The organism is Prauserella rugosa (assembly GCF_000719975.1).
Lineage (GTDB): Bacteria > Actinomycetota > Actinomycetes > Mycobacteriales > Pseudonocardiaceae > Prauserella > Prauserella rugosa.
On the sequence record NZ_JOIJ01000014.1, the window covers coordinates 107,811 to 119,510 of the forward strand.

Annotated in this window: 11 protein-coding genes; 2 read left to right on the forward strand and 9 right to left on the reverse strand. The window is 70.3% G+C overall.

The features are described 5' to 3' along the window. Nucleotides 1-50: 50 nt before the first annotated feature. From IF64_RS27540 to IF64_RS0118810, 3 genes are all read right to left on the reverse strand, one after another. Nucleotides 51-218: a hypothetical protein gene (locus tag IF64_RS27540; RefSeq protein WP_048807073.1), complete on the reverse strand. Its 168-nt coding sequence runs from the start codon at nucleotides 216-218 to the stop codon at nucleotides 51-53. 361 nt (nucleotides 219-579) lie between these two features. Further along, on the reverse strand, nucleotides 580-1,722 hold the full coding sequence (locus IF64_RS0118805; RefSeq protein ID WP_030533460.1) for a CaiB/BaiF CoA transferase family protein: 1,143 nt from the start codon (nucleotides 1,720-1,722) through the stop codon (nucleotides 580-582). Between the two features lie 26 nt (nucleotides 1,723-1,748). Then, nucleotides 1,749-2,900, reverse strand: a complete 1,152-nt coding sequence (locus IF64_RS0118810) for an acyl-CoA dehydrogenase family protein (protein ID WP_030533461.1) — start codon at nucleotides 2,898-2,900, stop codon at nucleotides 1,749-1,751. Nucleotides 2,901-3,009: 109 nt separating this feature from the next. On the opposite strand from IF64_RS0118810, the gene IF64_RS0118815 reads away from it, so the two are divergent. Then, complete coding sequence (locus tag IF64_RS0118815; protein WP_030533462.1) at nucleotides 3,010-3,615, forward strand: TetR/AcrR family transcriptional regulator; 606 nt, start codon at nucleotides 3,010-3,012, stop codon at nucleotides 3,613-3,615. Between the two features lie 117 nt (nucleotides 3,616-3,732). Then, on the forward strand, nucleotides 3,733-5,355 hold the full coding sequence (locus IF64_RS0118820; protein ID WP_030533463.1) for a succinic semialdehyde dehydrogenase: 1,623 nt from the start codon (nucleotides 3,733-3,735) through the stop codon (nucleotides 5,353-5,355). Between the two features lie 104 nt (nucleotides 5,356-5,459). Here the strand turns inward: IF64_RS0118820 and IF64_RS0118825 are convergent, their stop codons facing one another. The 6 genes from IF64_RS0118825 to IF64_RS0118850 all read right to left on the reverse strand — a co-directional run bounded on the left by IF64_RS0118825 (nucleotide 5,460) and on the right by IF64_RS0118850 (nucleotide 11,310). Then, nucleotides 5,460-5,705, reverse strand: coding sequence for a DUF397 domain-containing protein (locus IF64_RS0118825; protein WP_048807072.1), 246 nt, complete (start codon nucleotides 5,703-5,705; stop codon nucleotides 5,460-5,462). A 210-nt stretch (nucleotides 5,706-5,915) separates the two neighbouring features. Further along, nucleotides 5,916-6,776 (reverse strand): helix-turn-helix domain-containing protein, encoded by an 861-nt coding sequence (locus IF64_RS0118830; RefSeq protein ID WP_030533465.1) that lies wholly within the window; start codon nucleotides 6,774-6,776, stop codon nucleotides 5,916-5,918. 306 nt (nucleotides 6,777-7,082) lie between these two features. Beyond that, complete coding sequence (tesB, locus tag IF64_RS0118835) at nucleotides 7,083-7,982, reverse strand: acyl-CoA thioesterase II (RefSeq protein ID WP_030533466.1); 900 nt, start codon at nucleotides 7,980-7,982, stop codon at nucleotides 7,083-7,085. 46 nt (nucleotides 7,983-8,028) lie between these two features. Next, nucleotides 8,029-9,453: a pyruvate kinase gene (gene pyk, locus IF64_RS0118840; RefSeq protein WP_030533467.1), complete on the reverse strand. Its 1,425-nt coding sequence runs from the start codon at nucleotides 9,451-9,453 to the stop codon at nucleotides 8,029-8,031. A 92-nt stretch (nucleotides 9,454-9,545) separates the two neighbouring features. Continuing rightward, nucleotides 9,546-10,208: a DUF2461 domain-containing protein gene (locus IF64_RS0118845; RefSeq protein ID WP_030533468.1), complete on the reverse strand. Its 663-nt coding sequence runs from the start codon at nucleotides 10,206-10,208 to the stop codon at nucleotides 9,546-9,548. Nucleotides 10,209-10,284: 76 nt separating this feature from the next. Further along, nucleotides 10,285-11,310: a 6-phosphofructokinase gene (locus IF64_RS0118850; RefSeq protein WP_030533469.1), complete on the reverse strand. Its 1,026-nt coding sequence runs from the start codon at nucleotides 11,308-11,310 to the stop codon at nucleotides 10,285-10,287. Between the last annotated feature and the right edge of the window lie 390 nt (nucleotides 11,311-11,700).

The window sequence follows — 11,700 nt, forward strand, 5'->3', positions numbered from 1 at the left end:
GACCTCGGGGAAAGCGGCTGTTCTACATCGTGGACACGACGGCGTAACCGTCAGGAAAACAAGCTCTGTACGAACGTCACGAGGGCCTCGGCACCGTCTCCGAGCCAGCTCAGAGCCGTTTGCACGGCGTCGGCCGACTCGGTCGGCCTGCTGATCAACAGGAAGAGGACGAGAGCGACGACACCGAAGATGAGGATTTTCTTGAGTCCCGGTGACATGGCTTCACCCAATTCTTTTCGTCGGCCGTCTCGCCCGCGTTCGGCACCGACCCGCCGAGCGGCCGGTGCGTCGTGACAGCCCGATGAACACCCGTGAACGGGACGCGTCGCGGCCCATTCAACAGCATCCACACCACCCCGGGGGCGGACCGCGGTCTTCCCCCACGAATGGCGTAGGCCTGTCACTGAACGTGGCCGGACCCCGTCGTCCAGCCGTGCCAGCGTAGGCGGACCGGGCGGCCGTCCGGCGGACCGACACGCCGCCCGGTCATGACCGGAGGGCTCGGACGCGGCCAGCCGCTCGGCCCCGCCTCGATCACCCGCGCCAGATCACTCCGGCTCGCCCACCCCGGGCCCGGTCCTACGCGATCGCGCCGGACGACCGCAGCGCCTCCACCGCGTCGGCGGAGTATCCGAACTCCCTGAGCACGTCGTCGGTGTCCGCGCCCTTCTCGTGCGGGGCCTCCGGCTCCGGCGGGGGTGTGCGGTCGAACTTCGGCCCGGGAGCGGGCTGCACCACCCCACCGACGTCGGTGAAGCTGCCCCTGGCCACGTTGTGCGGGTGCTCCGCCGCCTCGTCGGGCGACAGCACCGGCGTCAGGCACGCGTCGGTCCCCTCGGCCTTGGCGACCAGTTCGTCCCGCGAGTAGCGGCCGATCGCCTCGGCGAGGATCGCGCGCAGCTTCGGCCACTGCGACTGGTCCAGATGCACGGGCAGCGTCTCGGCGTCGAGTTCGAGCACCTCGACCAGAGCCGTCCAGAACCGCATCTCGATCGCCCCGACCGCGACGTACCTGCCGTCGGCGCACGCATAGGTGTCGTAGAACGGAGCGCCTCCGTCGAGCAGGTTCTCGCCCCGCGCGCCGCCCCAGACGCCGGCCGCCCGCATGCCGTACAGCTGGGTGGTCAGCAGCGCCGACCCCTCGACCATCGACGCGTCGACCACCTGGCCCTGTCCCGACGACATCCGTTCGTACAGCGCCGCGAGCACGCCCATGGCGAGGTACAGACCACCGCCGCCGAAGTCGCCGAGATAGTTGACCGGAGGCACCGGCCGCTCACCCGGTCTGCCGACCGTGGCCAACGCCCCCGACAGGCCGATGTAGTTGATGTCGTGTCCCGCGGTCGGTGCGAGCGGGCCGTCCTGTCCCCAGCCGGTGATCCGTCCGTACACCAGCCGCGGATTGCGGGCGCGCACCTGCTCGGGACCGAGCCCCATCCGCTCGGCGACGCCGGGCCGGAAGCCCTCGATCAACACGTCGGCCTGCTCGGCGAGCGCCAGCACGACCTCGACCCCCTCCGGGGTCTTCGTGTCGACGCCGATCGTCCGCCTGCTGCGGGTGAGCGGGTCGTTCGGGATGCCGAGCACGTCGGCCCCCGGAACGGCCCTGTCGACCCGGACGACGTCCGCACCGAGGTCGGCCAGCACGGTGCAGGCGAACGGCGCGGGTGCCAGGCCGGCCAGTTCGATCACCCGAAGCCCGGCGAGCGGTCCGGCGTTCATGGTTGTCCCCTTTTCGTCGCCGGACGTCACAGCGTCCTCGAGATGATGTCCTTCATGATCTCGCTGGTGCCGCCGAAGATCCGCGAGATACGCATGTCGGCCCAGGCCCTGGCGACGGGGTACTCGGTCATGTAGCCGTAGCCGCCGAACAGCTGCACGCAGTCGTCGATCACGCGGTTGGCGCGCTCGGTGGTCCACAGCTTCGCCATCGCGGCACCCTGCACGTCGAGTTCGCCCCTCAGGTGGCGCTCGATGCACTGGTCGAGGAACGCGCGCGACACGGCGACCTCGGTGGCGGCCTCGGCGAGGGTGAACTTCGTGTTCTGGAACTTCGACAGCGGGCGGCCGAACGCCTCCCGTTCGTGGGTGTAGGCGATGGTCTGCTCGACGGCGGCCTCCATGCCGGCGACCGACGTGATGGCGATCAGCAGGCGCTCCTGCGGCAGCTGCTGCATGAGCTGGATGAAGCCGAGCCCCTCCTGGTCGCCGAGGAGGTTGGCCGCGGGCACGCGCACGTCGTCGAAGAACAGCTCGGCCGTGTCCTGGCCCTTCATGCCGATCTTGTCGAGCGTGCGGCCCCTGCGGAAGCCCGCCGCCGAGGTGGGCACACCGATCAGCGACATGCCCTTGGCGCCGGCCTCCGGATCGGTCTTGCAGGCCACGACGACGAAGTCGGCCATCGCCCCGTTGGTGATGAACGTCTTGGAGCCGCTGATGACGTACTCGTCGCCGTCGCGCACGGCCCGCGTCTTGATGCCCTGCAGGTCCGATCCGGTGCCGGGTTCGGTCATGCAGATGGCGCCGATCCACTCGCCGCTGGCCAGCTTGGGCAGCCACTCCTTCTTCTTCTCCTCGCCGGCGTAGGCCAGGACGTAGTGGGCGACGATGCCGTTGTGCACCGACACGCCCCACGCGCTGTCGCCGCTGCGTGCCTGCTCCTCGTAGAGCACGGTCTCGTGGGCGAAGGTGCCGCCGCCTCCGCCGTACTCCTCGGGGATGGACAGGCACAGCAGGCCCACCTCACCGGCCTTCGTCCACACCTCGCGGTCGATCTGCTTGTTCTCGATGAAGCGGTCCTGGTGCGGAGTGAGCTCCTTCTGGCAGAACGACCGCGCGAGCTCGCGGAAGTCGTCGAGTTCCTCGGTCAGCCACGAGCTCCTGGGCAGTTGCAGCGGCACGGCGGGCCTCCTTGATCACCTGGCACGTCTGGGGTGGAAAACATTCCGACCGGAATGTAAGTTCCGACCGGAATCTACAACCGCCGCCCGAGCCGGTAAAGGGGTCGCCGTGACGACAACGCCACGCAGCCACCGCACTCAGGCCGAGCGGCGCGCCCAGACGCGCGCCGCACTGCTGGACGCCACCATCGACTGCCTCGTCGAACTCGGCTACGGGCGCACGTCGATGCAGGAGATCTGTGCCAAGGCAGGGGTGTCCAAGGGCGCCTTCCAGCACCACTTCACGTCGAAGTCCGAGCTGATGGCCACCGCGGTCGAACACCTGACGACCCGTATCCAGCAGCAGAGCGCGCCCGACGCCGGTGCACTCCCCGACGGCCCCGAGCGCATCGCCACCGCGATCGACCTGCTGTGGAACTCCTATTCCGGCACGCTCGCCACGGCGGCGATGGAACTGTGGGTCGCCGCGCGTACCGATCCCGAACTGCGCACGGCGATGCGCCCGGTCGATCGCGCCCTGGGCCGTTCCACGCTGGAACTGCTCACGACGCTGTCCGGCGACCTTCCGGACGAGAAGGCGCAGTCGCTGTTCTGGCTGACGGTGAACCTCACGCGCGGACTCGCCCTGGACGCCGAACTCGGTGGTGATCCGCGACGACGGGCGCAGCTGCTCGAGGAGTGGAAACGCATCGCGACGGTGCATTTCGGCACGTGACGGGCCGCTCACAATCCCGTTCGCCGCCACGCCGTCGCCCGCGGCTGCGACGCGGGGGTTGCGTCCGCCGGTAATGTATTACTCGCGAGTAACAGTTTTCGCCCTTCGGAGGATCCCGTGACCAGCACCGTGCCGAGCACCCCGCGCCAGTCCGGCCAGATCGGCGGACCGGCCGATCCCATCGGCGGGGTGCCCGGTGCACCGATGACGAGCAGGGCCGCCCAACTTGTCGCCCGGGTGGCCACCGGTCTCGACGGAGCACCGGTGCAGATGCCCGCGCCCTACACGGGCCTGCCCGTCGCGACGCTGCCCCAGGCAGGCGCCGCCGAGGTCCGCGACGTGTTCGGCCGGGCCCGCGAGGTGCAGACACGGTGGGCCGCACGGCCGGTCCGCGAACGCCAGCGGGTCCTGGCGCGGATCGCCGACCTCGTGCTCCAGCACCAGGCCGAAGCTCTCGACCTGGTCCAGGTGGAGGCGGGCAAGGCTCGGCTGGACGCCTTCGACGAGGTCAGCGCCACGGCACTCGTCGCGGGCTACTACGGCAAGCACAGTGCGCGGATCCTCGCCCCGAAGCGGGCCGCGGGCGTGCTGCCGCTGTTGACCACGGCGAAAGAACTGCGCCACCCCAAGGGCGTCGTGGGCGTGATCTCCCCGTGGAACTACCCGCTCGCGCTGACGGCGATGGACGTGTTGCCCGCACTGGCCGCGGGCAACACGGTCGTGCAGAAGCCCGACAACCAGACGGCCCTGTCGGCGCTGTGGCTGCACGAACTGGCCGAGCAGGCGGGTCTGCCCGCCGACGCCTGGCAGATCGTGCTGGGCCGCGGGTCGGTCATCGGCGACACGCTCGTCGAGGAGTCCGACTACGTGTGCTTCACCGGTTCGACCCCGACCGGCAAGCGGCTGGCCGGTCAGATCGCCGAGCGGCTGACCAGTTACTCGCTGGAACTCGGTGGCAAGAACCCGATGGTGGTCCTGCCCGACGCCGACGTGCGCAAGGCCGCGGCGGGTGCCGTGGCGGCGTGCTTCTCCTCGGCGGGCCAACTGTGCGTGTCCGTGGAACGGATCTACGTGCACGAGAGCATCCACGACGAGTTCGTGCGAGCCCTGGCCGAGCGGACCGAGGCACTCACCCTGGGCGGGGCGCTCGACTTCCGCGCCGGCATGGGATCGCTCACCTCGGAGGACCAGCTCAGGACGGTCTCGTCCCATGTGGACGACGCGCGCGCCGCGGGGGCGACGGTGGTCACGGGCGGACGGCCCCGGCCGGACCTGGGGCCGTACTTCTACGAGCCGACCGTGCTCACCGGCGTCACCGAGAAGGCCACGCTGTTCCGCGAGGAGACCTTCGGCCCCGTGGTGTCGGTCTATCCCTACTCCGACGTGGACGAGGCGGTCGCGCGCGCCAACGACACCGACTTCGGGCTCAACGCCAGCGTGTGGACCCGGGATCCCCGCCGGGGCGCGGAGGTGGCCGCACGGATCAAGGCGGGCACGGTCAACGTCAACGAGGGCTACGCCGCCACGTTCGGCACCGTGGGGTTGCCGATGGGTGGCATGAAGGACTCCGGCGTGGGCAGGCGCAACAGTGCCGAGGGCCTGCTGAAGTACACCGAGGCCCAAGCCGTGGCGGTGCAGCGGGGTCTGCGACTGCGTCCGCCGCGCGCCGTGCCCGCACGGGTGTGGACGCGCGTCATGACGTCGGGGATCGCCGCGCTGAAGCGCCTCCCCCGCCGCTGACCCGTCCACGCAACAGGCCGCGTTCGTACGCCGCGCCCACGGCGCCACGCACCGGCCCCTGCCCGTCCCTTACCGGCCAAAGGGTCCGCCGGCGCGGTCCGGGATCAGGGAAGGTCGAGCGTGCCGCGCCGAACGGCCGTGAGCAGCGCGTCCCACTCGGACGCCGACAGCCGGAGCATGCCGCCGGACGGGTTCTTCGAGTCGCGGACCGCCGCTCCCCCGGGTACGAAGGCGACCTCGACACAGTCGTTGCCGCCACCGCTGTAGGTGCTCTTCCGCCACGCGAGCGCGCCGGGCTCCACGGATGCGGAGCCGAGGGACGACGAACGGGTTAACGGGGCGCTGGCCATCTGCTCTCCTTGTCGACGATGTCGGTGCTCGTGCTTTCGGTGCTCGTGCTCTTCAGGGCTCGTGTGCAGAGCTCGTGCGGTCGGTATTCGATGTGCGGTGCGCGGGCCGGTCCTGCCGGTCGCCGAGCAGGGCCGCCGCTCGGGAGTCGACCCGGCCGACGCCACCGGCACAGGCCGGCGTCGATCCCCGAGGCTCGCCGGCCCGGGCCCTCAGACGTCGTGCTTCTCGAACCTCCGGGCGGCGGCCTCGATCAGATCGAGCGAATCATCCGGCTTCGCCGCGGCGGCACGCAAATGATCGAACATCAGCGCGTAGCGGTGAACCTCCGCAGAGTCCTCGAGATACAGCCCGCCATTCGTGCTGTCAACGTAAACGACGTCCTGATCGGCCTGCTCCGGAAAACCGAGAATGAGAAACGGGCCCTCCATTCCCGGGTGCGCGCCTCCGGTGAACGGCACCACCTGGATCGTGGCGTGCGGCAGCGTGGCGATGTCGACCATCCGCCACAGCTGTTCGGCCATCACCTCGGGACCGCCGACGGAGCGGTGCAGCACGGCCTCGTCGATCACCGCCCAGTACTCGGGTGGCTGGCTGTCGCGCAGCAGGGCCTGCCGTTCCATGCGGGCGGCCACCCTGCGCTCGATCTCGTTCTCGGTCGCGTCGGGCCGCATCGCCCTGATCACCGCGTGGGCGTATCTGCGGGTCTGCAGCAGGCCGGGCACCAGCAGTGCCTGATAGGCGCGCAGCGAGCTGGCGTCGGCCTCCAGCCCGACGAACGTGCCGGTGAACACCTCGTTGTAGGCGTGCCACCAGCCGCGTTTACGGGCCTCTCTCGCCAGCTGGACGAGCGCTTCGAGCTCCTCGCCCGCCACTCCGTACAGCTCGAGCATGTCCCGGGCGTCTCTCGGCGTGACCCCCACGTTGCCCGTCTCGACTCTGCTGACCTTCGACGCCGAACACTCCAGCCGCTCCGCCACGTCGTCGATCGTCAGGTCCGCCGCCTCGCGCAGCCTGCGCAGTTCCCCCGCCAGCCTACGGCGGCGGACAGTCGGGCCGTGCCCACGCGTCATCGCTCACCTCCACCTCGTCGCGCGCCCCATCTAACCACCGAGGGCGCCGAAAAGAACTGGCGGTGAAACACCTCGCCGCGGTTCCCGCCACCTTTCGCAGAAAGTGCAAATTGCACTTCTCACGAATCGCTGTGAAGGCTCGGAAAACACGCACACATGCGCATCCGGAAGCGACGTGGTCCGGACCGCACCCGAGGTTCCGGGGCTCCGCGCGGCCGGGGCATGGAGCCGGCCCGGCGCATGACAGGGTCAGCGCCCGCCGACGACGTGAGAGCCCGCCGACGACGTGAGAGCACCCGGCCGACGTCAGAGCACCCGGACGAGCCCCTCCTGCACCACCGTCGCGATGTGCGAGCCGTCGTGGGCGAAGAACTGACCCGTCGCCAGGCCGCGCGCACCGGAGGCGGTGGGCGAGGTGCTGTCGTAGAGGAACCAGTTGTCGGCCCGGAACGGGCGGTGGAACCACAGGGCGTGGTCGAGGCTGGCCCCGAGCACCTGGTCGAACTCCCAGTACACGTCGTGTTCGGCGAGCACCGAGTCGAGCAGGGTCAGGTCCGAGGCGTAGGTGAGCACGCACACGTGCAGCAGCGGATCGTCGGGAAGAACCCCGTCGGCCTTCATCCACACCTGGTTACGGCCCTGCCAGTCGCCGGTCTGGCGGGTCACCCACGGCGGGTCGTTGACGTAGCGCATGTCCAGGGGCCGCGGCCCGGTGCGCATGGTGAGGGTGTCCGCGTAGGGCTCGATGCGTTCGGCGAGGGTCGGCAGACCCTCCGGGTCCGGCACCTCGGGCATGGGTCCCGAGTGCTCGATCCCGGCCTCGGCCTTCTGGAACGACGCCGACAACGCGAAGATCGCCTTGCCGTGCTGCACCGCGGTCACCCGGCGCGTGGTGAACGACCGCCCGTCGCGGATCCGGTCGACCTCGTAGACGATCGGCACGGTCGGGTCGCCGCCGCGGATGAAGTAGGCGTGCAGGGAGTGCACGTGCCGTTCGGCCGGCACCGTCCGCCCGGCCGCGACGAGGGCCTGGCCCGCGACCTGGCCTCCGAACACGCGCGTCGGCGAATGCGGCGGGCTCACCCCACGGAAGATGTTCTCCTCGATCTTCTCCAGGTCGAGCAGATTCACCAGTTGGTCGAGCACCGGTTGGCCGGTGGCCGCACCGTCGGCGGCCGCGGCGGCGGCACGTGCCAGTTCCGTCATGGCCCGATTCTGGCACCGCCGCGCCGGCGCGGCCGGTCAGCCAGGGTCAGGCGTGGTCGTCCTCACCGAGGCGGTGCACCCGGATGAGGTTGGTCGACCCGACGGTCCCCGGTGGCGATCCGGCGACGATGACGACGAGATCGCCCGGCTGGTAGCGGCCGGTCTCGAGCATCGCGCGGTCGCACTGGTGGATCATCCGGTCGGTCGAGTCCGCCTTGGGCACGAGCTCGGTGTGGGTGCCCCACGTCAGCGCCAGCTGGCTGCGCACGCTCTCCAACGGGGTGAACGCGAGCAACGGCAGCCGCGTGTGCAGACGTGCGAGCCTGCGCACCGTGTCCCCGGACTGCGTGAACGCCACCAGCGCCTTCGCGTTGAGCCGTTCGCCGATGTCCCTGGCCGCATAGGAGATGACGCCCCGCTTGGTGCGCGGGACGTGCGACAGCGGCGGCACCGCGGGCAGGTCGGCCTCGACCGCCTCGACGATCCGCGACATCGTCTGGACCGTTTCGATCGGATAGCGGCCCACGCTCGTCTCACCGGAGAGCATCACGGCGTCGGCGCCGTCGAGGACGGCGTTGGCGACGTCGGAGGCCTCGGCGCGCGTCGGCCGGGAGTTGCCGATCATCGAGTCCAGCATCTGCGTCGCCACGATCACGGGCTTGGCATTCTCGCGCGCGATCTGGATGGCGCGCTTCTGCACCAGCGGCACCTGTTCGAGCGGCAGTTCGACCCCGAGGTCGCCGCGGGCCACCATCAGGCCGTCGAAGGCGAGCACGACGGCCTCGAGGTTGTAGACCGCCTCGGGCTTCTCGAGCTTCGCGATCACCGGGACGCGGCCCTTGCCGACCCGGTCCATCACCTGGTGCACGAGGTCGATGTCCGCGGGCGAACGGACGAACGACAGCGCCACGAAGTCGACGCCGAGTTCCATGGCGAACTCGAGGTCCTCGATGTCCTTGTCGGACAACGCGGGCACGGACACGTCCATGCCGGGCAGGGACACACCCTTGTTGTTGCTGACCGGACCGCCCTCGGTCACGGTGCACACCACGTCGGGCCCGTCGACCTCGTCGACCACGAGTCCGACCTTGCCGTCGTCGACCAACAGCCGGTCGCCCTGCTTGGCGTCGTCGGCCAGGCCCTTGTAGGTGGTCGACACCCGGTCGTGGGTGCCGACGACGTCCTCGACGGTGATGCGCACGGTGTCGCCGGTGCGCCACTCGACCGGGCCGCTGGCGAACGTACCGAGACGGATCTTCGGGCCCTGCAGGTCGGCGAGGATGCCGACGGCCCTGCCGGTGTCGGCGGCCGCCGAGCGTACGAGCTCGTAGACCTGCTTGTGGTCGTCGTGGTCGCCGTGGCTGAAGTTCATGCGGGCGACGTCCATCCCCGATTCGACGAGGTCACGGACCTTCTCCGCCGTCGCGGTCGCGGGGCCCAGGGTGCATACGATCTTCGCTCGTCGGCTCACGCCTGCACAGCCTAGACCGTTCGCGCCGTCACGTCTTGACCGATCCGGTCTTCCCCGCCGGGGTGGCGTGGTGTACCTGGCGTCGGCACCGGTCAGCGGCGTGGGAGTTCGCTCACACCGACGTGATCACGTGCCCATTCGTTCAGCGGGCGCAACTGCCGCCAGGCGTGGCGAACCCGGTCGAGACACGTCGGCTCGTGCAGCGTGTCGTCCGGCTCCCAGGTGTGGATCGCGTACAGCCGCCGGTGCCGCAACAGCTCGAGCCGGGGATGTTCGGGGTCCACGCCCCGCGGCCGGGTCTTCAACCGCTCGCCCGCGATCTCCCAGCCGCGGCCGCGCAACGCGTCGAGGACCGTTTCCAGCGCCCTGCCGTGCACCTCGGTGTCGACCGCCTGCCGGAACCGCGCGAGCTGGTCGGCGGCCAGGTGGAAACATCCGCCACCGACGCGCAGCCCCGCGGGGCCGATCTCGACGTAGTAGGCGCCGCCGCCGCGACCCGCCTCGATCACGCCGCCGCAGTGCGTCTTGTACGGCGTCTTGTCCTTGGCGAACCGGACGTCGCGGTACGGGCGGAACACCTTCGGTTCGCCGAGATCGGCGAACTCGTCGGCCAGTTCCGCGAGGAGCTGTTCCATCGGCGCCCGCACGTCCCGCCGGTAGGTCTCCACGTTGGCGTTCCAGTAGGGCTTGGAGTTGTCGGCCACGAGGCCGTCGTAGAAGTCGATGGCGTACTCGCCGAATCCCGCGAATCCCACGGACGCCAACCTAGGCCATGTCGCCGACGGGCCGAGCGCGTCTCCTGCCACCCCTCCGCGACGTGCGCGTGGCCGCTCAGCCGAAGAAGACCTCGGCCTCGGCGTAGCGTTCGGGCGGCACGGTCTTCAGCTCCGCGGTCGCCTCGGACAGGGCGACCCGGACGATGTCGGTGCCGCGCAACGCCGTCATCACCCCGAAGTCGCCCTCGGCGACGGCGTCGACGGCGTGCAGTCCGAAGCGGGTGGCCAGCACCCGGTCGTAGGCGGTCGGTGTGCCGCCCCGCTGCGTGTGCCCGAGCACGACCGCGCGGGACTCCTTGCCCGTCCGGTGGGCGATCTCGTCGGCGAGCCAGGAGCCGACGCCACCGAGCCGCACGTGCCCGAACGCGTCCTTCTCCCCGGTCTGCAGGACCTCGGCACCGCCCTGCGGGAGCGCACCCTCGGCCACGACGATGATCGGCGCGTACTCGCGTTCGAACCGGCGCTCGACCCAGCTGACCACCTCGTCGACCGAGAACGCGCGCTCCGGGACGAGGATCCCGCTCGCTCCTCCTGCCATCCCCGAGTGCAGGGCGATCCAGCCTGCGTGCCTGCCCATCACCTCGACGACGAGGGCGCGGTGGTGCGACTCGGCGGTGGTGTGCAGGCGGTCGATCGCCTCGGTCGCGATGTGCACCGCCGTGTCGAAGCCGAAGGTGTAGTCGGTGGCGCCGAGGTCGTTGTCGATCGTCTTCGGCACGCCGACCACGGGGGTGCCCTCCCCCGCGAGCCGCTCCGCCACGCCGAGGGTGTCCTCACCCCCGATGGCCACCAGGGCGTCGATCCCCTGCGCGGCCAGCACCGACCGGACGCGCTCGGCACCGTCGTCGGTGGAGTACGGATTCGTGCGCGACGAGCCGAGAATGGTGCCGCCGCGCGTGAGGATCGGCTCGACGTCGTCGACACCGAGCGGGCGCGCGTCCCCGGTGAGCGGGCCCTGCCAGCCGTTGCGGAAGCCCACGACGTCCCATCCGTGCTCCCCGACGCCCTTGAGGACGACCGCACGGATCACGGCGTTCAGTCCCGGGCAGTCGCCGCCACCGGTCAGGACACCCACGCGCATCGCTCACACCCTGCCTCTCGCACGTCACTGTGTGCACACAGGATAGCTGGATCGGCGCAGCGGGAGGTGGTGCCGCACGGCGTGCAGGACAACCGGCGTCCGCCGAATCCGGAACCGGGGACATGGATCACTGCACCGGTCAAGCAAGGTAAGCCTGTGCTACGGTCCTAGCGATGCAGCGCTTCTACTGGTTTACGTGGCCGGCCCGGAGGGGGCCGGTCGGCGTGACCGTGCGCTGACCCAACACCCCACTTCGAGCCGGAAGCCAAGCCGGCTCGGCGTTGCTCGGGGCGGCTTGCGGAAAGGAAGTCACCCCGATGGCAACTCCGTCCACGTCCACAGCGGACAGCTCCGCACCGGACAGCATCGCCTCCGACCCCGACGATATCG